This window comes from Paracoccus simplex, from assembly GCF_042648325.1.
In the GTDB taxonomy this organism is placed as follows: domain Bacteria; phylum Pseudomonadota; class Alphaproteobacteria; order Rhodobacterales; family Rhodobacteraceae; genus Paracoccus; species Paracoccus simplex.
Map to the genome: position 1 here is coordinate 37462 of NZ_JBHRXE010000001.1, position 18745 is coordinate 56206.

Genomic DNA, 18745 nt, shown 5'->3' on the forward strand with positions numbered 1-18745 from the left:
CAATGATCGACACCCGACTCCACGCAGACCCCAAGCCGCGCGGCCCGGTCCTGACCTGGCTGGCGATGCTGTGGGCCGACAAGCTGGCCTTCTTCGCCGCCCTGTTCCTGCTGGTCGCCGTGCTCTGCGCGATCCTGGGCCCCTGGCTGATGGGCGATCTGGCGACGAAGCAGAACCTGCGCGGCCGCAACGCCCCGCCCTTCGACCTGGCGCGGGGCTGGCTGATGGTCCTGGGCGCCGATGCGCTGGGCCGGCCGCTGCTGCCGCGCATCGTGGTCGCGGCGCAGAACACGCTGATGGTGGCGGGCGCGGCGGTGCTGTGCTCGGCCGTGATGGGCTGCGGGCTGGGCCTAGTCGCGGGCTATAGCCGCAAGCGCGCCGCGCAATGGATCATGCGGCTGGGCGACGTGATCATGTCCTTCCCGTCGCTGCTGCTGGCGGTGATCGTGCTGTACATGCTGGAGCCCTCGGTCGCCAATATCGTGCTGGTGCTGGCGATCACCCGCATCCCGGTCTATCTGCGCACCACCCGCGCCGAGGTGCTAGAGGTGCGGGAACGCATGTTCGTGCAGGCCGCCCGCGTCATGGGCGCCTCGGACCGGCGCATCATCTTCCGCCACATCCTGCCGGTGGTGCTGCCGACGTTGCTGACCATCGCCACCCTGGATTTCGCCTTCGTGATGCTGGCGGAAAGCTCGCTCTCGTTCCTGGGCATCGGCATCCAGCCGCCCGAGATCACCTGGGGCCTGATGGTGGCGCAGGGCCGCGAATACCTGACCACCGCCTGGTGGCTGTCCTTCTGGCCGGGGCTGGCGATCATCCTGACCACGCTGTCGCTGAACCTGCTGTCGAACTGGATGCGCATCGCGCTGGACCCCGCCCAACGCTGGCGGCTGGAAATGAAAGGCCGCAAGAATGGCTGAGCCCCTGCTGGAAGTGCGCGACCTGTCGGTCGAGTTCCACACCGCCGCCGGCACCGTGACGGCCGTGCAGAATGTCAGCTGGCATCTGGACCGCGGCGAGACGCTGGCGATCCTGGGCGAAAGCGGGTCGGGCAAGTCGGTCTCGGCCTCGGCGGTGATGAACCTGATCGACATGCCGCCGGGCCGGATCACCTCGGGCGCGATCCTGCTGAACGGGCAAGACATGCTGACGATGACCGCCGAGCAGCGCCGCCGGATCAACGGCTGCAAGATCGCGATGATCTTCCAGGATCCGCTGGCGCATCTGAACCCGGTCTATACCGTCGGCTGGCAGATCGCCGAGATGGTGACGACCCATGGCGGCAGCCGCGGCCAGGCGCGGGTCCGCGCGCTGGAGCTGCTGCGCCGCGTCGGCATCCCCGAGCCCGAGGCGGCGATGCGGAAATATCCGCACCAGTTCTCGGGCGGGCAGCGGCAGCGGCTGATGATTGCCATGGCCCTGGCCTGCAAGCCCGACATCCTGATCGCCGACGAGCCAACGACCGCGCTGGACGTGACCGTGCAGGCGCAGGTGCTGGACCTGCTGGGCGAGTTGCAGGCCGAAACCGGCATGGGCCTGCTGCTGATCACCCATGACCTGGGCGTGGTGGCCGAGATCGCCGACCGGGTGGTGGTGATGAACGGCGGCTGCATCGTCGAGACCGGCCCGGCCGCCGAGGTCTATGCCAATCCCCGCCATCCCTATACCCGCAAGCTGATCGACGCCGCGCCCGGCAAGGGGGCGATGCCGGACGAGCGCGACCGGAGCGGCCAGCCGCTGCTGCGGGCCGAGCGGCTGACGAAATCCTATGGCGCCTTCCGCGCGCTGAAGGGCGTCGATCTGACCATCATGCCGGGAGAAACCGTCGCGGTGGTGGGCGAAAGCGGGTCCGGCAAGTCCACGCTCGCCCGCGCGATCCTGCGGCTGGACGACCCGGACGGCGGCCGCATCCTTTATCGCGGCAACGACCTGATGGCGATGGCGCCGCGGCAGCTGTTCGGGCTGCGCCGCGACCTGCAGATGGTGTTCCAGGATCCGACGCAATCGCTGAACCCGCGCATGACGGTGTTCCAGCTGATCTCGGAAGCCTGGGTCATCCATCCCGACATCCTGCCCCGGGCCGGGTGGCGCGACCGGGTGGCCGATCTGCTGGTCAAGGTCGGCCTGCACCCCGAGATGGCCGCGCGCTATCCGCACCAGTTTTCCGGCGGCCAGCGCCAGCGCATCGCCATCGCCCGCGCCCTGGCGATGGAGCCGAAGCTGATCGTCTGCGACGAGGCGGTTTCGGCCCTCGACGTGTCGATCCAGGCGCAGGTGATCGGGTTGCTGGACGGCTTGCGCCGGGAATTCGGCCTGTCCTATCTGTTCATCGCCCATGACCTGCCGGTGGTGCGCGATTTCGCCGATCGCGTCATCGTCATGAAATCCGGCGAGATCGTCGAGGAAGGGCCGGTGCGCCAGATCTTCGACGCCCCCGCCCATCCCTATACCAGGGCGCTGCTGGCGGCGAGCATTGATCCCGATCCCGAGATCCAGGCCGCCCGCCGCGCCGTCCGCCAGCCGGAGACCGCATGAAGCCTGATGTCCTTGTCGCCTATCCCCTGCGCCCCCGGTTCATGCAGGAGCTCGAGGCGCGCTATACCCTGCACCGGCTGGACCTGGCCCCGGACCGCGAGGCGGTGCTGGCCCAGGCCGGGCCGCTCTGCACGGCGATGGTGGTGAACGGCCATGTCGCCGTCGATGCGGCGCTGCTGGACCGGCTGCCGGCGCTGCGGCTGGCTGCCTGTTCCTCGGCCGGGTTCGACCTGATGGACCTGCCCGAGATGACGCGGCGCGGCATCACCCTGACCAACACCTCGGTGGCGCTGGTCGACGACGTGGCCGACATGGCGATCCTGCTGATGCTGGCGGCGCGGCGGCGGCTGGTTCAGGCCGATGCCTATGTCCGTTCCGGCGATTGGGGGCGGCAGGGCATGTTCCCGCTGACCGCCTCGGCCGCCGGCAAGCGGGCGGGGATCGTCGGCCTGGGCAATATCGGCCGCGCCATCGCCCGGCGCTGCGAGGCGATGGGGCTGCGCATCGGCTATTGCGGCCGCCAGCCCAAGCCTGGCGTGGGCTACGATTATTTCGCCGATCCGGCCGCCCTGGCGGCCTGGGCCGACATCCTGATCGTCGCGACGCCCGGCGGGGCCGCGACCCGGGGGCTGGTTTCCGGGGCGGTGCTGACCGCGCTGGGGCCGGCCGGCACGCTGGTCAATGTCGCGCGCGGCACGGTGGTGGACGAGGCGGCGCTGATCGCGGCGCTGCGCGACGGCCGCATCGCCTCGGCCGGGCTGGACGTGTTCCTGAACGAGCCGCAGCCCGACCCGGCGCTGACGGCGCTGCCGAATGTGACGCTGTATCCCCATCACGCCAGCGGCACCGAGGAAACCCGCGACCGCATGGCGCAATTGACGGTGGAGAATCTGGATGCCTTCTTTGCCGGCAGGCCGCTGCCGACCCCGGTGAACTGAAGCCGGCGCGTCGGCGGTCGGCATCGGGGCGCGCCACTGCCGTGCCCGCGATACGGCACGCGGCAAAGCTCAACGCGTGCCAGGCGCCGGCCCGGCCGCGGGGTGCGGCATGGCCAGCCCCGGCGCCGGCCGGTAGCGCCCTTGCAGATGCGCCGGCGCGGCGGCGGCAAGCCGCTGCAGCCGGGCCAGCACCGGTTCGCGGCCCTGCGCGGCCAGGATCTCGAACGGCCCGCGCGGGAAATTCAGCCCCAGTTTCAGCGCCGTGTCGATGCCGTCCTGCGTGGTGCCGCCCTCGGCCAGCAGCCAGCCGGCCTCGTTGACCAGCGCCGTCTCGATGCGCAGGACGATGGCCTCGGCATCCCCCGGGGCGGGGCCGGGCTTTTCGGGGAAAAGGAAACCCCGACCGGTCTTGCGCCCCAGATCGCCCGCGGCGACCTGCCGGCGCAGCGCCGCGAAGACGTGATAGCGCGGGTGGTCCTGCATGGCCGCGGCCAGGCTTTCGGTGGCGGCCAGGTTGATGTCGGCCCCCACCAGGTCGATCAGTCCGAAGGGGCCCAGGGGATAGCCCGCCGCCAGCATCGCCGCGTCGATTTCATCGGCGCAGCGGCCTTCCTCGAGCAGCGCCAGCGCCTCACCGTAGAACGGTCGGGCGCAGCGGTTGACGATGAAGCCGGGCCGGTCGGGGCAGGGGATCAGCGTCTTGCCGGCCCGTTCGGTCAACTGCCGGGCGCGCGCCAGCGCCGCCGCGCCGGAGCCGGGATGCGCCACCAGTTCGACCAGTTTCATCACCGGCGCCGGGTTGAAGAAATGCAGGCCCAGCAGGCGCTGGGGCCGCGAAAGCCCCTGGGCCATGGCGGCGACCGACAGCGACGAGGTGTTGCTGGCCAGAACCGCATCGGGCGCCACCACCGATTCCAGCGCTGCGAACAATGCGCGCTTGACCTCCATGCGCTCGACCACCGCCTCGATGGCCAGATCGGCGCGGCCCATGGCCTCGGGACCGTCGACCAGGGTGATGCGCGACACAAGCGCGTCCAGATCGGATGGCGCCAGCTTGCCCGCCTGAACCCGCCGGGCCAGACGGGCGCGCAGCCGCTGCAGCGCCGTGTCGCGCACATCCGCCGCGGCATCGGTCGCCAGCACGGCGAAGCCCGCGGCGGCATAGGTCTGGGCAATGCCCAGTCCCATCGTCCCCAGCCCGATCACGGCGATGGTGGTCATGTCGGAATCCCCGCCCCCTGTCCTTGGCCCATCCATCATGCCACGACCGGAAATCGTTTCAAGTTTGAAATTTTAAACTTGAAAGGAATCCGATTCGCTGTCAGCTTTTTCCGCAACGGGCCGGAAAGGCGCAGGGAGGCGGCGATGAAGATCTTGTGCATGGGCGGCGGGCCGGCGGGACTGTATTTCGCCATCTCGATGAAGCTGCGCGACCCCTCGCACCAGATCACCGTGCTGGAGCGCAACAAGGCCAACGACACCTTCGGCTGGGGCGTGGTGCTGTCGGACGACGCGCTGGGACGGATGCAGCAGAACGACCCCGCCAGCACCGAGGCGATCCGCAGCCATTTCGCCTATTGGGACGACATTGCCGTGGTGCATGACGGGGTGCGCACCGTCTCGGGCGGGCACGGCTTCGCGGGCATCGGCCGCAAGCAGATGCTGGTCCTGCTGCAAGCCCGGGCGCGGGCGCTGGGCATCGACCTGCGCTTCGAGACGGTGTTCGGATCGGCCGGGGAATACCGCCGGGACTATGATCTGGTGGTGGGGTGCGACGGCATCAACAGCCTGGTGCGCAGCGAATATGCCCAGGTGTTCCAGCCCGATATCGACACCCGCCGCTGCAAGTTCATCTGGCTGGGCACGCATCAGAAATTCGACGACGCCTTCACCTTCATCTTCGAGCGGACCGAGCATGGCTGGGTCTGGGCGCATGTCTACCAGTTCGACGGCGACACCGCGACCTTCATCGTCGAGACCCTGCCCGAGACCTGGGAGAAGCTGGGCTTCGCCGGGATGTCCAAGGAGGAATCGGTCGAGACCTGCCGCAGGATCTTCGAGCGCCATCTGGGCGGCCACGCGCTGATGTCGAATGCCGCGCATCTACGCGGCTCGGCGGTCTGGACCCAGTTCCCGCGGGTGATCTGCGAGCGCTGGTATCACGAGAATGTCGTGCTGATGGGCGACGCGGCGGCGACCGGGCATTTCTCGATCGGCTCGGGCACGCGGCTGGCCTTCGACAGCGCCATCGCGCTGGCCGAATACCTGCATTCCGAACCGACCATGCAGCGCGCCTTCGAGCGCTATCAGGAGGAGCGCCGCGTCGAGGTGCTGCGCCTGCAATCCGCCGCCCGCAACAGCCTGGAATGGTTCGAGCAGGTCGAGCGTTACCTGGACATGGAGCCGCTGCAATTCGCCTATTCGCTGCTGACCCGTTCGCAGCGCATCAGCCACGAGAACCTGCGCCTGCGCGACCCCGCATGGCTGGGCCGGGCCGAGGACTGGTTTCAGGAACGCGCCGGCGGGCGCAAGGGCCGCCGGCCGATGTTCGCGCCCTTCCGCCTGCGCGACATGGTGCTGGAAAACCGCGTCGTCGTCTCGCCCATGGCGCAATACAAGGCGGTGGACGGCTGCCCGACCGACTGGCATTTCGTCCATTACGCCGAACGCGCCAAGGGCGGCGCCGGGCTGGTCTATACCGAGATGACCTGCGTCTCGGCCGAGGGGCGGATCAGCCCCGGCTGCCCGGGTCTTTACGCGCCCGAGCACGAGGCGGCCTGGAAGCGGATCGTCGATTTCACCCATGCCGAGACCCGGGCCAGGATCTGCATGCAGATCGGCCATTCCGGCCGCAAGGGCTCGACCCAGCTGGGTTGGCAGGATGCCGACCGGCCGCTGGCCGAGGGCAACTGGCCGCTGATCTCGGCCAGCGCCATCCCGTGGCAGGACGGCAATGCGGTGCCGAAGGCCATGGACCGCGCCGACATGGACCGGGTGCGCGACCAGTTCGTCGCCGCGACCGGGATGGCGGCGCGGGCGGGTTTCGACATGGTCGAGCTGCACGCGGCGCATGGCTATCTGATCTCCAGCTTCATCTCGCCGCTGTCGAACCGGCGCGAGGACGCATATGGCGGCAGCCTGGAAAACCGCATGCGCTATCCGCTCGAGGTGTTCGCGGCGATGCGCGCCGCCTGGCCGGCGGAAAAGCCGATATCGGTGCGCATCTCGGCCAATGACTGGCTGGGGGACGAGGGCGTGACGCCCGAGGAGGCGGTCGAGATCGCCCGGATGTTCGCGGCCGCCGGCGCCGATATCATCGACGTTTCGGCCGGGCAGACCAGCACCGAGGCGCGGCCGATCTATGGTCGGATGTTCCAGACCCCGTTCAGCGACCGCATCCGCAACGAGGCCGGGCTGGCGACGATGGCGGTGGGCAACATCACCGAGGCCGATCAGGTGAACGGCATCCTGCTGGCCGGCCGGGCCGATCTGGTCTGCCTGGCGCGGCCGCATCTGGCCGATCCCTATTGGGCGCTGCATGCCGCCGTCGAGGCCGGGGATGAAGCGGCCGCATGGCCCTTGCCCTATCTGGCCGGCCGCGACCAGGCGCTGCGGCTGCGCAGCCGCGCGCAAGAGGCGATCCGGGCATGACGGCGATGGCGGGCAAGCGGGTATTGATCACCGGGGGCGGCACCGGCACCGGCGCCGATCTGGCCCGCGTCTTCGCCGGGGCCGGGGCCGAGGTGGTGATCTGCGGCCGCCGCAAGGCGCCGCTGGAGGCGGTGGCCGAACGGATCGGCGCCCGCGCCCTGACCGCCGACGTGACCGACGAGGCCAGCGTCAAGGCGATGTTCGCCGCGGCCGGCCCCTGCGACATCGTCATCGCCAATGCCGGCGCGGCGGACAGCGCCCCCCTGGGACGCACCACGCTGGCGCAGTGGCACGCCATGCTGGCGGTGAACCTGACCGGCACCTTCCTGACCTTCCGCGAGGGGCTGGCGCAATTGCCCGGCTGGGGCCGGCTGATCGCCGTGGCCTCGACCGCCGGCCTGCGGGGCTATGCCTATGTCGCGCCCTATGCGGCGGCCAAGCATGGCGTGGTCGGGCTGGTGCGCAGCCTGGCGCTGGAGGTGGCGCGGCGGCCGGTGACGGTGAACGCGCTGTGCCCCGGTTTCCTGGATACCGAGATGACGGCGCGATCCGTCGCCACCATCATGGACAAGACCGGCCAGAGCCGGGATCAGGCGCTGGCCGCGCTGACCGCCACCAATCCACAGGGCCGGCTGGTCCAGCCCGCCGAGGTCAGCGCCGCGGCGCTGTGGCTGTGCGGGCCGGGTTCCGAAGGCGTCAACGGCCAGGCCATCGCCATTTCGGGGGGCGAGGCATGAGCGATCCGCTGTCCAAGCGCCGGCTGAAGCTGTGGATCCGCCTGCTGGGCGTCACCCGCGCGGCCGAGGGCCAGTTGCGCGAATTCCTGCGGGTCCGGCACGACACGACGCTGCCGCGCTTCGACGTGATGGCCGCGCTGTATCGCCGGCGCGAGGGGCTGAGCATGACCGAGCTGTCGCGGATGCTGCTGGTCTCGAACGGCAATGCCACGGCGGTGGTGGACCGGCTGGAAAAGGACGGGCTGGTCCGGCGCACGCCGTCCGAGACCGACCGGCGCACGGTGCTGGTGGCGCTGACGCCGGCGGGGCTGGCGGCCTTCGAAGGTTTCGCCGTCGATCACGAGGCCGAGGTGAACCGCATCCTCGCCGGCCTGACCGAGGAGGACATCGAGTTGCTGACCGAGATCCTGAAACGCATGGGGGGTGTGAAATGACCAAGCTGGCCGGGCTGAAGCCGCAGCATTTCCTGTGGCAGGTGCGGGATCGCGTCGCCACCATCCGCCTGAACCGCCCCGAGCGCAAGAACCCGCTGACCTTCGACAGCTATGCCGAGCTGCGCGACACCTTCCGGGCGCTGGCCTATGCCAGCGATGTGGATGTGGTGGTTCTGGCCCCGAACGGCGGCAATTTCTGCTCGGGCGGGGATGTGCATGACATCATCGGCCCGCTGGTCGGCATGGACATGAAAGGGCTTCTGGCCTTTACCCGCATGACCGGCGATCTGGTCAAGGCGATGATCGGCTGCGGCAAGCCGGTGATCGCGGCGGTGGACGGGATCTGCGCCGGCGCCGGCGCGATCCTGGCCATGGCCTCGGACCTGCGGCTGGCCGCGCATGACGCGAAATGCGCCTTCCTGTTCACCCGGGTCGGGCTGGCCGGCTGCGACATGGGCGCCTGCGCCATGCTGCCGCGCATCATCGGCCAGGGCCGGGCGGCCGAGCTGCTTTACACCGGCCGGGCGATGAGCGCCGAGGAGGGCCATGCCTGGGGCTTCTGGAACGCGCTGCACGGTGCCGAGGCGCTGGAGGCCGAGGCGCAGGCTCTGGCGCGGCGGCTGGCGGCCGGGCCGGTCTTTGCCCATGGCATCACCAAGACCCAGCTGAACCAGGAATGGAACATGGGGCTGGAACAGGCCATCGAGGCCGAGGCGCAGGCGCAGGCGATCTGCATGCAGACCCGCGATTTCGAGCGCGCCTACCGTGCCTTTGTCGCCAGGGAGAAACCCGTCTTTCAGGGGGATTGAGACATGGCGGATCGCAGCTTTCTGGACTGGCCGTTCTTCGAGCCGCGCCACCGCGAACTTTCGGCGGCGCTGGAGGCCTGGTGCGCGGTGCATCTGCCGGTGGATCACGGCGACGTGGACGCGGCCTGCAAGGCGCTGGTCGCGGCGCTGGGACAGGCGGGCTTCCTGCGCCATAGCGGCGCGGATGCGGACGAGGCGCTGGACGTGCGCAGCCTGTGCCTGATCCGCGAGACGCTGGCCCGCCACGACGCGCTGGCCGATTTCGCCTTTGCCATGCAGGGGCTGGGCATGGGGGCGGTCACGCTGTTCGGCTCGGAGGCGCAGCGCGCCTGGCTGGAAAAGACCCGCAGCGGCCGGGCCATCGCGGCCTTCGCCCTGACCGAGCCGGGCGCCGGCTCGGACGTGGCCAACACCGCGACCCTGGCCGAGCGCGCGCCGGGCGGCTGGCGGCTGAGCGGCGAAAAGACCTATATCTCGAATGGCGGCATCGCCGATCTCTACCTGATCTTCGCCCGCACCGGCGAGGCGCCCGGGGCGCGCGGGTTGTCGGCCTTTCTGATGCCGGCGGACAGTGCCGGCCTGACCATTGCCGAGCGGATCGAGGTCATCGCCCCGCATCCGCTGGCGCGGCTGAAGCTGGACGGCGTGATGCTGCCGGATGCGGCGCTGATCGGCCGGCCGGGCGAGGGCTTCAAGATCGCCATGTCGGTGCTGGACGTGTTCCGCCCCACGGTCGGGGCGGCGGCGCTGGGCATGGCGCGGCGGGGGTTGGACGAGGCATTGGCGCGGGTGCGGCGGCCGCGGGCCGGCGGCGGCACCTTGGCCGATCACCAGATCGTGCAGGGCCACCTGGCCGACATGGCCGTAAGGGTCGATGCGGCGGCGCTGCTGGTCTATCGCGCCGCCTGGACCAAGGACATGGGCGCACCGCGCATCACCCGCGAGGCGGCGATGGCGAAACTCTACGCCACCGAGGCGGCGCAGGAGGTGATCGACACCGCGCTGCAGCTGCATGGCGGCGACGGCGTGCGCCATGGCAGCGCGGTCGAGGCGCTTTACCGCGACATCCGCGCCCTGCGCATCTACGAGGGCGCCAGCGACGTGCAGCGCGTGGTCATCGCCCGGAGCGTGCTGGGCTGAACAACGGGAGGACGGCATGGACAAGGCATTGGACGGCGGCATCACCCGCCGGGGCGACGGGATCGAGGGCCGCGAATGGAACATCCTCGGCCAGCGCTATTTCCCCAAGGCGGATTGCGGCAGCGCCTTCGCCTTCGAGACCAACAGCGAGCCCGGCCAATTCGTGCCGGTGCATGTCCACCCGACGCAGGACGAGTTCATCCTGGTGCAGGAGGGCGAGCTGCATGTGAAGCTGGACGGCATCTGGTCGGTGGCGAAGGCGGGCGACCTGGTGCGGATGCCGCGCGGCGTTCCGCATGGCTATTTCAACAAGTCCGACAAGCCGGCGCGGGCGCTGTTCTGGGTCTCGCCCGCCGGCAACCTGCGCGCGCTGTTCGAGGCGCTGCACGACCTGACCGACATTCCGACCGTCGTCGAACTGTCGGCCCGCCACCAGGTCGACTTCCTGCCGCCGGAGGCCAATGACTGATGCGCTATCGCCGCCGGATCCAGGTCGAGTTCAACCATTGCGACCCGGCGGGGATCGTCTTCTATCCCCGTTACTTCGAGATGCTGAACTCGGTGATCGAGAACTTCTTCGCCGAGGTGCTGGCCTATCCCTTCGCCCGCATCCATGTCGAGGAACGCTGCTCGGTCCCGACGGTGCAGATCGACGCCGGCTTCCGCGCGCCCTCGCGCCTGGGCGAGATGCTGGAATTCGCGCTGGAGGTGCAGCATGTCGGCCGCTCCAGCGCCCGGCTGGCGCAGCGGGCCAGCGCCGGCGGGCAGCAACGCCTGCATTGCGTCTCGACCCTGGTCTGGGTCACGCCCGAGGGCCGCGCGGCGCCCTGGCCCGAGGCGATCCGCCGCAAGATGACCGCATTCATGGAGGCATGCGATGGTGCATGAGGTTCTGCATCCGAGGAACTGGAAGGCGACGCCGGGCTATTCCAACGGCATCGCCGCCACCGGGCGCATGGTGTTCACCGGCGGCATGATCGGCTGGAACGAGCAGCAGGAATTCGAGACCGACGATTTCGCCGAACAGGTGCGCATCACCCTGCGATCCATCGTCGCCGTGCTGGCCGAGGCCGGCGCCCGGCCCGAGCATCTGGTCCGGCTGACCTGGTATGTCACCGACAAGCGCGAATACCTGGCGGCGCTCAAGGGCATCGGTCAGGCCTACAAGCAGATCATCGGCCGGCACTACCCAGCCATGGCGCTGGTGCAGGTCGTGGCCCTGGTCGAGGACCGCGCCAAGGTCGAGATCGAGGCAACCGCCGTGATCCCCGGCTGACCGGGGGCGGGGCGCCCGCGGGCCAAGGCACGACAAGATGCCGGCCCGCCCAACAGGGAGATTGAAGATGACAGGCAATCCGCCGCTCGGACCCTCGGCGCATGTCGATACCTTCCCGCGCGACAACCTGCCGCCGGCCGAGCTTTGGCCGCGGCTGCTGCTCGAGGGTTTCGACTATCCCGAATACCTGAATGCCGCGGTCGAGCTGACCGACCGCATGGTCGAGAAGGGTTTCGGCGACCATATCGCGCTGATCGGCAACGGCCGCATCCGCAGCTACAAGGAGCTGACCGACTGGACCAACCGCATCGCCCATGCGCTGGTCGAGACTTACGGCCTGCGGCCCGGCAACCGGGTGCTGATCCGCTCGGCCAACAACCCGGCCATGGTGGCCTGCTGGCTGGCGGCGACCAAGGCCGGCGCGGTGGTGGTCAACACCATGCCGATGCTGCGCGCGGCCGAGCTGGCCAAGATCATCGACAAGGCACAGGTCAGCCACGCGCTTTGCGACACAAGGCTGATCGACGAGCTGGCGCTGGCCGCCAAGGACAGCCGGCACCTGAAAACCGTGATCGGCTTCGACGGCACCGCGAACCACGATGCCGAGCTGGACCGCGCCGCCCTGTCCCAGCCGGTGCGGTTTCAGGCGGTGCGGACCGGCCGCGACGACGTGGCGCTGCTGGGCTTCACCTCGGGCACCACGGGCGAACCCAAGGCGACGATGCATTTCCACCGCGACATCCTGATCATCGCCGACGGCTATGCCCGGGAGGTGCTGCAGGTGCGGCCCGAGGATGTCTTCGTCGGCTCGCCGCCGCTGGCCTTCACCTTCGGGCTGGGCGGGCTGGCGGTGTTTCCGCTGCGCTTCGGCGCCTCGGCCGCGCTGCTGGAAAACGCCACGCCGCCGAACATGGTCGAGATCATCCAGAAATACCGCGCCACCATCTGCTTCACCGCGCCGACCGCCTATCGGGTGATGATGCGGGCGATGGACGAGGGGGCGGACCTGTCCAGCCTGCGCGCCGCCGTCTCGGCCGGCGAGACGCTGCCGGCGCCGGTCTACGAGGAATGGATGCAGAAGACCGGCAAGCCGATGCTGGACGGCATCGGTTCGACCGAGATGCTGCACATCTTCCTGACCAACCGCGTCAGCGACAGCCGCCCGGCCTGCACCGGCCGCCCCGTCGCGGGCTACGAGGCGCGGATCGTCGGCCCGGACGGCTGCGGGCTGCCGCCGGGCGAGACCGGGCGACTGGCGGTGCGCGGCCCGGTCGGCTGCCGCTATCTGGCCGACCCCGACAAGCAGCGCGCCTATGTGCAGGACGGCTGGAACCTGACCGGCGACAGTTTCTGGCAGGACGAGCAGGGCTATTTCCACTTTGCCGCCCGCACCGACGGCATCATCATCTCCTCTGGCTACAATATCGCCGGCCCCGAGGTCGAGGCGGCGCTGCTGGCGCATCCCGACGTGCTGGAATGCGCCGTGGTCGGCGCCCCGGACGAGGCGCGCGGCCAGATCGTCGAGGCGCATGTCGTCCTGCGCCCCGGCGCCGCGGCGGGCGAGGCCATGGCCAAGGGTCTGCAGGATCACGTCAAGGCGGTGATCGCGCCCTTCAAGTATCCGCGCCGGGTGGTGTTCACCGCGGCGCTGCCCAAGACCGAAAGCGGCAAGATCCAGCGTTTTCGCCTGCTGGAAGGGCGGGCATGACCACGGGTGGCGGGCCGGGGGCGCGAAAGCCGTTGCAGCCCGCCGCCGCATCATAAAAACATGCGACAACCAATCGTCGCTTCAAAACAGGGAGTTTGTCATGAAACTGAAAAGGCTGCTGATCGGCGGCGCCGCCGCGCTGGCGCTGGCCGGGGCCGCCCAGGCCGAGGGCGTCAAGGTCGGGATGATCACCACGCTGTCGGGCGGCGGCGCCGGGCTGGGCGTCGATACGCGCGACGGCTTCCTGCTGGCGTTGAAGAACGCCGGCGAGGCGGGCCAGGCGGTCGAGCTGGTGATCGAGGACGACCAGCAGAAACCCGATGTCGCGGTGCAGATCGCCGACAAGATGATCCAGTCCGAGCAGGTCGACGTGCTGACCGGCATCGTCTGGTCGAACCTCGCCATGGCGGTGGTGCCGGCGGCGGTGGCGCAGGACAAGTTCTACCTGTCCACCAATGCCGCGCCCTCGCAGCTTGCCGGGGCCGGCTGCAACCCGAAATATTTCTCGGTTTCCTACCAGAATGACAACCTGCACGAGGCGGCGGGGGCCCATGCCACCGATGCCGGCATCGGCAAGGTCTTCATCATGGCGCCGAACTATCCCGCCGGGCAGGATTCGCTGGCGGGTTTCAAGCGCTATTACAAGGGCGAGGTGGTCAGCGAGGTCTATACCCAGGTCGGCCAGACCGATTACGCCGGCGAGATCGCCCAGATCCGCGCCAGCGACGCGGATGCGGTGTTCTTCTTCCTGCCGGGCGGCATGGGCATCGCCTTCATGAAGCAATATGCCGAATCCGGCGTCGGCAAGCCGCTGATCGGCCCGGCCTTCAGCTTCAGCCAGGACATCCTGCCCGCCGTGGGCGATGCCGCGCTGGGGGTCAAGAACACCGCGCAATGGTCCAAGGACCTGGAGAACGAGGCGAACAAGACCTTCGTCGAAACCTTCCAGGCCGAATACGGCCGGCTGCCCTCGCTTTACGCGGCGCAGGCCTATGACACGGCCAACCTGCTCCTCTCGGCCATCGCCAAGGCCGATGTGGGCGATGCCGACGCCTTCCGCGCCGCGCTGGCCGAGGCGGATTTCCCCAGCGTGCGCGGCAAGTTCCGCTTTGGCCCGAACCAGCACCCGATCCAGGACTATTACGTGCGCGAGGTGGTCAAGGAAGGCGACGTGCTGACCAACAAGATCGTCGGCCCGGCCATGGCCGACCATGGCGACGCCTATGCCGAGCAGTGCAAGATGTAAGCCCTGCCGGGCCGGACCGACACGGCCCGGCCCCCTGGCCAATCGGGAGAGAAAGCGGTGATGCTTCTGGCCGAGCAGGCGCTGAACGGCCTGCAATACGGGATGATGCTGTTTCTGATGGCGGCCGGGCTGACCCTGGTCTTCGGCGTCATGGGGCTGATCAACCTTGCGCATGGCTCGCTCTACATGACCGGGGCCTTCGCCTGCGCGGTGGTGGCGGCGGCCACCGGCTCGTTCTGGCTGGGGCTGGCGGCGAGCCTGGCGGCGGCCGCCGCCGCGGGCGCGCTGGTCGAGATCGCGGTGATCCGCCGGCTTTACGCCCGCGACCATCTGGACCAGGTGCTGGCGACCTTCGCGCTGATCCTGGTGTTTTCCGAGGGCACGCGCTGGCTGTTCGGATCGTTTCCGCTTTACCTCAAGCTGCCGCCCTCGCTTTCCGGGGCGGTGCTGCTGCCGGGCGGGCTGCATTATCCGCTGTTCCGGCTGGTGATCATCGGCTTCGGCGCGGCGGTGGCCCTGGGCCTGTGGTGGCTGATCACCCGCACGCGGCTGGGCATCCGCATCCGCGCCGGCGAGGCGGATCGCGAGATGATCGGCGCGCTGGGGGTGGATATCGCCCGGCTCTACACCATCGTCTTCGCGCTTGGCGCGGCGCTGGCGGGGTTGGCGGGGGCGCTGGTCGGCACGATCCAGTCGGTGCAGGTCGGCATGGGCGAGCCAGTGCTGATCCTGGCCTTCGTGGTGGTGGTGATCGGCGGCATCGGCTCGATCAAGGGCGCCTTCATCGGCGCGCTGCTGGTCGGCATGACCGACACGCTGGGCAAGGCGCTGCTGCCGGATCTGTTCGGGCAGGTGCTGGACGCCTCGAGCGCCAATACCGTCGGGGCCTCGCTGGCCTCGGTGCTGATCTATGTGCTGATGGCCGTGGTGCTGATCCTGCGGCCGCAGGGGCTGTTCGGGGCGAGGAGCTGAACCATGCGCGCGATGCTGACCCGCGACACCGCGATCAACCTGGCCATCCTGGCCCTGCTGGTCGCCACCGCCATCGCCGCGCATCTGCTGGGCGAGGGCTTTGCCGTCACGCTGGCGACCAAGGCGGCGATCTTCGGCCTGGCCGGCGTGGGGCTGAACCTGGCGCTGGGCTATGGCGGGCTGATCTCGTTCGGCCATGCCGCCTTCTTCGGCATCGGCGGCTATGTGACCGGGATCCTGGCCAGCCATGCCGCCGCCGGCACGCCGGTCGCCACGCTGCCCTTCACCGTCATGGGCAGCAACGAGATGCTGGGCATCTGGCCCATGGCGATGCTGGCGGCGGGGCTGGCGGCGCTGGCCATCGGGGCGCTGTCCTTGCGCACCTCGGGCGTCTATTTCATCATGGTGACGCTGGCCTTCGCGCAGATGCTTTATTACTTCGCCATCAGCTGGCCGCGCTATGGCGGCGAGGACGGGCTGAGCTTCTATGTCCGCAACAGCTTTCCCGGCCTGAACACCTTCGCCCCGATCCAGTATTTCGCCATCTGCGCCGTGCTGCTGGCCGTGGCGCTGGGCTTTACCGCCGTGGTCACGCAGTCGCGCTTCGGCCTGGCCTTGCAGGCGGCGCGGCAGAACGACCAGCGCACCGTCGCCGTCGGCATCCGCCCCTATGCCATCCGGCTGATGGCTTTCGTGCTGTCGGGGATGATCGTCGGGCTGGCGGGGGCGCTTTACGCCGATCTCAACCGTTTCGTCAGCCCGGCCATGCTGTCCTGGCACATGTCGGGCGAGATCATGGTCTTCGTCATCCTGGGCGGCGTGGGGCGGCTTTGCGGCCCGGTCGCCGGCGCGGCGATCTTCATCCTGCTGGAGCATGTGCTGGGTGGCATCAGCGACTACTGGCAGGCGCTGCTGGGCCTTCTGCTGCTGGCCATCGTTCTGTTCGCGCCGGGCGGACTGATCGGCATCGTCACGAGAAGGGGCCGCCATGCCTGAGCCGAAACGCAACGAGCCCATCCTGGAGATCCGCGGCCTGCGCAAGTCCTTCGGCGCCTTGCTGGCGACCGACGATGTCAGCCTGGACCTGCGGGCGGGCGAGATCCACGCCCTGATCGGCCCGAACGGCGCCGGCAAGTCCACGCTGATCAAGCAGATCGTCGGCGAGATCCGGCCCGACGCCGGCAGCATCCGCTTCGAGGGGCAGGTGATCGATACGCTGGACGCGGCGGCGCGGGCACGGCTGGGGCTGGCGCGCAGCTTCCAGGTGTCCTCGGTGATTCCGGATTTCACCGTGCTGCAGAACGTCATGCTGGCCGTGGCCGGGGCCAGCGGCGCGGTGTTCCGCTTTCACCTGCCGGCGCTGGCCGACCGCAAGCTGACCGAGCCCGCCCTGTTCCATATCGAGCAGGCGGGGCTGGCCGGGCGGCAGCTGGTCCCCGCCGCGACGCTGTCGCATGGCGAGCGCCGCAAGCTGGAGATCGCCATGGCGCTGGCGCTGCGCCCGCGCGCCTTCCTGCTGGACGAGCCGATGGCCGGCATGGGGCTGGAAGGCGGGCGGCAATTGACCGCCATCCTGTCGGAACTGCGCGCCGAGGCGCCGATCCTGCTGGTCGAGCATGACATGGACGCGGTCTTCGCGCTGGCCGACCGCATCTCGGTGCTGGTCTACGGCCGGATCATCGCCAGCGGCAGCGTCGCCGAGATCCGCGCCAATCCCGAGGTGCGGCGCTCCTACCTGGGAGAGGAGGCATGACCCGGCTTCTGGAACTGCGCGACGTGACCGCATCCTACGGCCCGGTGCAGGCGCTGTTCGGCATCACCCTGGATCTGGACCAGGGCGAGCTGGTGGCGCTGATGGGCCGCAACGGCATGGGCAAGACCACGACGATCCGCTGCATCAGCCGGCTGATGCCGCATTCCGGCGGCAGCCTGCGCCTGGCCGGCCGCGATGTCGCCGGGCTTTCCGCGCCTAAGGTGGCGCGGCTGGGCGTCGGGCTGGTCCCCGAGGGCCGGCGCTGCTTCGCGCCGCTGACCGTGGCCGAGAACCTGACCGTCGCCGCCCGCCCCGGCCCCTGGGACATGGCCCGGGTCTGCGCGCTGTTTCCCCGCCTGCAGGAACGCATGGGCCAGGTCGCGCGCACCCTGTCGGGGGGCGAGCAGCAGATGCTGGCCATCGGCCGGGCGCTGATGACCAATCCGCGCCTGCTGGTGCTGGACGAGGCGACCGAGGGACTGGCGCCGGTGGTGCGGCAGGAGATCTGGGAGGGCGTGCGGCGGCTGAAAGCCGAGGGATTGTCGATCCTGCTGGTGGACAAGTCGCTCAGCGAGATCGCCTCGGTCGCCGACCGGGCGGTGATCGTCGAACGCGGCGCGACGGTCTGGCAGGGCGGCATCGCCGATCTGACCCCGGACCTGACCGACCGCTATCTGGGGGTATGAATGGCGACGGCGATCTATCGCGGCATGACCCGACAGGACCTGGACACGGCCTACAGCAACACCGGCAGGCTTGCGGATTTTCCGGGGCTGATGCGGGACTTCCGCGCCCGCAGCGCCGCCCTCTATGCCGAGCATGATTGCCGGCGCGACCTGCATTACGGCCCCGGCGCGCGCCAGACCTACGACTGGTTGTCCTGCGGCAGGCCGGATGCGCCGGCCTTCGTCTTCATCCACGGCGGCTATTGGCAAAGCTGCGTCAAGGAGGATTTCGCCTTTTGCGCCGCCGGGCCGATGGCGCGCGGCCATGACGTGATCCTGGCCGAATACACGCTGGCGCCCGAGGCCTCGATGACGCAGATCGTGGCCGAGATCGGGCGCCTGCTCGATCATCTGGCGCCCCGGATTGCCGGGCGGCCGCTCTGCCTGGCCGGGCATTCCGCCGGCGGGCACCTGGCCGCCATGCATCGCGGCCACCCGGCGGTGGGCTCGGTGCTGGCGATCAGCGGCCTGTTCGATCTTGAGCCCATCGGCCTGGGGGCGCTGAACGACAAGCTGCAACTGACCCCGGCCGAGATCGCCGCCTGCAGCCCGCAGCGCCACATCGCTGCCGGCGCGCCGACGCTGGTCGCGGTCGGGGCCGGGGAGCTGCCCGAACTGATGCGGCAATCCGACGATTACGCCGCGGCCTGCCGGCGGGCGGGCCAGCCGGCGGCGCTGCTGCATGTTGCCGGTTGCGACCATTTCCAGGTGCTGGACGACCTTGCCGACCCGGCCGGCGCGCAACTGACCGCGCTGGCCCGGCTGGGCCGGTGAGGGGGGCGCAGGGCGCTGAACCGGGCCTGAAACGTGCCGAAGCC

19 protein-coding genes are annotated in these 18745 nt (G+C 69.6%); 18 read left to right on the plus strand and 1 reads right to left on the minus strand.

Going from position 1 to position 18745, the window contains the following annotated elements:
• Nucleotides 1-2 precede the first annotated feature (2 nt).
• From ACFOMP_RS00165 to ACFOMP_RS00175, 3 genes are read left to right on the plus strand one after another with little or no spacing between them, the layout of a single operon-like run.
• Nucleotides 3-923: an ABC transporter permease gene (locus tag ACFOMP_RS00165; protein WP_379027337.1), complete on the plus strand. Its 921-nt coding sequence runs from the start codon at nucleotides 3-5 to the stop codon at nucleotides 921-923.
• Complete coding sequence (locus ACFOMP_RS00170) at nucleotides 916-2538, plus strand: ABC transporter ATP-binding protein (protein WP_379027339.1); 1623 nt, start codon at nucleotides 916-918, stop codon at nucleotides 2536-2538. Before ACFOMP_RS00165 ends, ACFOMP_RS00170 begins: the two co-directional genes overlap by 8 nt.
• Nucleotides 2535-3476 carry a 2-hydroxyacid dehydrogenase gene (locus tag ACFOMP_RS00175; protein WP_379027341.1) on the plus strand — a complete coding sequence of 314 codons (942 nt, stop codon included), beginning with the start codon at nucleotides 2535-2537 and terminating at the stop codon, nucleotides 3474-3476. Before ACFOMP_RS00170 ends, ACFOMP_RS00175 begins: the two co-directional genes overlap by 4 nt.
• A 69-nt stretch (nucleotides 3477-3545) precedes the next feature.
• Here the strand turns inward: ACFOMP_RS00175 and ACFOMP_RS00180 are convergent, their stop codons facing one another.
• On the minus strand, nucleotides 3546-4697 hold the full coding sequence (locus ACFOMP_RS00180) for a 3-hydroxyacyl-CoA dehydrogenase (protein ID WP_379027343.1): 1152 nt from the start codon (nucleotides 4695-4697) through the stop codon (nucleotides 3546-3548).
• 144 nt (nucleotides 4698-4841) lie between these two features.
• Between ACFOMP_RS00180 and ACFOMP_RS00185 the strand changes: the two genes are divergently transcribed.
• The 15 genes from ACFOMP_RS00185 to ACFOMP_RS00255 all read left to right on the plus strand — a co-directional run bounded on the left by ACFOMP_RS00185 (nucleotide 4842) and on the right by ACFOMP_RS00255 (nucleotide 18701).
• Entirely contained in the window at nucleotides 4842-7127 is a 2286-nt protein-coding gene (locus ACFOMP_RS00185; RefSeq protein WP_379027345.1) for a bifunctional salicylyl-CoA 5-hydroxylase/oxidoreductase, read from the plus strand.
• Nucleotides 7124-7864, plus strand: coding sequence for an SDR family NAD(P)-dependent oxidoreductase (locus ACFOMP_RS00190; RefSeq protein WP_289896438.1), 741 nt, complete (start codon nucleotides 7124-7126; stop codon nucleotides 7862-7864). The genes ACFOMP_RS00185 and ACFOMP_RS00190 overlap by 4 nt, the downstream gene beginning before the upstream one ends.
• Nucleotides 7861-8298 (plus strand): MarR family winged helix-turn-helix transcriptional regulator, encoded by a 438-nt coding sequence (locus tag ACFOMP_RS00195; RefSeq protein WP_379027348.1) that lies wholly within the window; start codon nucleotides 7861-7863, stop codon nucleotides 8296-8298. Before ACFOMP_RS00190 ends, ACFOMP_RS00195 begins: the two co-directional genes overlap by 4 nt.
• Nucleotides 8295-9107: an enoyl-CoA hydratase family protein gene (locus ACFOMP_RS00200; RefSeq protein WP_379027350.1), complete on the plus strand. Its 813-nt coding sequence runs from the start codon at nucleotides 8295-8297 to the stop codon at nucleotides 9105-9107. Before ACFOMP_RS00195 ends, ACFOMP_RS00200 begins: the two co-directional genes overlap by 4 nt.
• A 3-nt stretch (nucleotides 9108-9110) precedes the next feature.
• Nucleotides 9111-10247: an acyl-CoA dehydrogenase family protein gene (locus ACFOMP_RS00205; RefSeq protein WP_379027352.1), complete on the plus strand. Its 1137-nt coding sequence runs from the start codon at nucleotides 9111-9113 to the stop codon at nucleotides 10245-10247.
• 16 nt (nucleotides 10248-10263) lie between these two features.
• Nucleotides 10264-10716, plus strand: coding sequence for a cupin domain-containing protein (locus ACFOMP_RS00210; protein WP_019351525.1), 453 nt, complete (start codon nucleotides 10264-10266; stop codon nucleotides 10714-10716).
• Nucleotides 10716-11135, plus strand: coding sequence for an acyl-CoA thioesterase (locus ACFOMP_RS00215; RefSeq protein WP_289896434.1), 420 nt, complete (start codon nucleotides 10716-10718; stop codon nucleotides 11133-11135). Before ACFOMP_RS00210 ends, ACFOMP_RS00215 begins: the two co-directional genes overlap by 1 nt.
• Nucleotides 11125-11523 (plus strand): RidA family protein, encoded by a 399-nt coding sequence (locus ACFOMP_RS00220; protein WP_289896433.1) that lies wholly within the window; start codon nucleotides 11125-11127, stop codon nucleotides 11521-11523. Before ACFOMP_RS00215 ends, ACFOMP_RS00220 begins: the two co-directional genes overlap by 11 nt.
• Before the next feature lie 67 nt (nucleotides 11524-11590).
• Nucleotides 11591-13231, plus strand: a complete 1641-nt coding sequence (locus tag ACFOMP_RS00225; protein ID WP_379027355.1) for an AMP-binding protein — start codon at nucleotides 11591-11593, stop codon at nucleotides 13229-13231.
• 100 nt (nucleotides 13232-13331) lie between these two features.
• Nucleotides 13332-14477, plus strand: a complete 1146-nt coding sequence (locus ACFOMP_RS00230) for an ABC transporter substrate-binding protein (protein WP_379027357.1) — start codon at nucleotides 13332-13334, stop codon at nucleotides 14475-14477.
• 60 nt (nucleotides 14478-14537) lie between these two features.
• Entirely contained in the window at nucleotides 14538-15449 is a 912-nt protein-coding gene (locus tag ACFOMP_RS00235; protein WP_289896430.1) for a branched-chain amino acid ABC transporter permease, read from the plus strand.
• 3 nt (nucleotides 15450-15452) lie between these two features.
• On the plus strand, nucleotides 15453-16445 hold the full coding sequence (locus ACFOMP_RS00240; RefSeq protein ID WP_379027359.1) for a branched-chain amino acid ABC transporter permease: 993 nt from the start codon (nucleotides 15453-15455) through the stop codon (nucleotides 16443-16445).
• Entirely contained in the window at nucleotides 16438-17202 is a 765-nt protein-coding gene (locus ACFOMP_RS00245) for an ABC transporter ATP-binding protein (RefSeq protein WP_379027361.1), read from the plus strand. The genes ACFOMP_RS00240 and ACFOMP_RS00245 overlap by 8 nt, the downstream gene beginning before the upstream one ends.
• The gene (locus tag ACFOMP_RS00250; protein WP_379027363.1) at nucleotides 17199-17888 is read left to right on the plus strand and encodes an ABC transporter ATP-binding protein; all 690 of its coding nucleotides are present in this window, start codon (nucleotides 17199-17201) and stop codon (nucleotides 17886-17888) included. The genes ACFOMP_RS00245 and ACFOMP_RS00250 overlap by 4 nt, the downstream gene beginning before the upstream one ends.
• Nucleotides 17889-18701 carry an alpha/beta hydrolase gene (locus ACFOMP_RS00255; protein ID WP_379027365.1) on the plus strand — a complete coding sequence of 271 codons (813 nt, stop codon included), beginning with the start codon at nucleotides 17889-17891 and terminating at the stop codon, nucleotides 18699-18701.
• The last annotated feature ends 44 nt before the right edge of the window (nucleotides 18702-18745 follow it).

Excerpts from the sequence above, each read along its gene's own strand:
- ACFOMP_RS00165 (WP_379027337.1), top strand. The coding sequence starts at position 3 with ATGATCGACACCCGACTCCACGCAGACCCCAAGCCGCGCGGCCCGGTC.
- ACFOMP_RS00170 (WP_379027339.1), top strand. The coding sequence starts at position 916 with ATGGCTGAGCCCCTGCTGGAAGTGCGCGACCTGTCGGTCGAGTTCCAC.
- ACFOMP_RS00175 (WP_379027341.1), top strand. The coding sequence starts at position 2,535 with ATGAAGCCTGATGTCCTTGTCGCCTATCCCCTGCGCCCCCGGTTCATG.
- ACFOMP_RS00180 (WP_379027343.1), bottom strand. The coding sequence starts at position 4,697 with ATGACCACCATCGCCGTGATCGGGCTGGGGACGATGGGACTGGGCATT.
- ACFOMP_RS00185 (WP_379027345.1), top strand. The coding sequence starts at position 4,842 with ATGAAGATCTTGTGCATGGGCGGCGGGCCGGCGGGACTGTATTTCGCC.
- ACFOMP_RS00190 (WP_289896438.1), top strand. The coding sequence starts at position 7,124 with ATGACGGCGATGGCGGGCAAGCGGGTATTGATCACCGGGGGCGGCACC.
- ACFOMP_RS00195 (WP_379027348.1), top strand. The coding sequence starts at position 7,861 with ATGAGCGATCCGCTGTCCAAGCGCCGGCTGAAGCTGTGGATCCGCCTG.
- ACFOMP_RS00200 (WP_379027350.1), top strand. The coding sequence starts at position 8,295 with ATGACCAAGCTGGCCGGGCTGAAGCCGCAGCATTTCCTGTGGCAGGTG.
- ACFOMP_RS00205 (WP_379027352.1), top strand. The coding sequence starts at position 9,111 with ATGGCGGATCGCAGCTTTCTGGACTGGCCGTTCTTCGAGCCGCGCCAC.
- ACFOMP_RS00210 (WP_019351525.1), top strand. The coding sequence starts at position 10,264 with ATGGACAAGGCATTGGACGGCGGCATCACCCGCCGGGGCGACGGGATC.
- ACFOMP_RS00215 (WP_289896434.1), top strand. The coding sequence starts at position 10,716 with ATGCGCTATCGCCGCCGGATCCAGGTCGAGTTCAACCATTGCGACCCG.
- ACFOMP_RS00220 (WP_289896433.1), top strand. The coding sequence starts at position 11,125 with ATGGTGCATGAGGTTCTGCATCCGAGGAACTGGAAGGCGACGCCGGGC.
- ACFOMP_RS00225 (WP_379027355.1), top strand. The coding sequence starts at position 11,591 with ATGACAGGCAATCCGCCGCTCGGACCCTCGGCGCATGTCGATACCTTC.
- ACFOMP_RS00230 (WP_379027357.1), top strand. The coding sequence starts at position 13,332 with ATGAAACTGAAAAGGCTGCTGATCGGCGGCGCCGCCGCGCTGGCGCTG.
- ACFOMP_RS00235 (WP_289896430.1), top strand. The coding sequence starts at position 14,538 with ATGCTTCTGGCCGAGCAGGCGCTGAACGGCCTGCAATACGGGATGATG.
- ACFOMP_RS00240 (WP_379027359.1), top strand. The coding sequence starts at position 15,453 with ATGCGCGCGATGCTGACCCGCGACACCGCGATCAACCTGGCCATCCTG.
- ACFOMP_RS00245 (WP_379027361.1), top strand. The coding sequence starts at position 16,438 with ATGCCTGAGCCGAAACGCAACGAGCCCATCCTGGAGATCCGCGGCCTG.
- ACFOMP_RS00250 (WP_379027363.1), top strand. The coding sequence starts at position 17,199 with ATGACCCGGCTTCTGGAACTGCGCGACGTGACCGCATCCTACGGCCCG.
- ACFOMP_RS00255 (WP_379027365.1), top strand. The coding sequence starts at position 17,889 with ATGGCGACGGCGATCTATCGCGGCATGACCCGACAGGACCTGGACACG.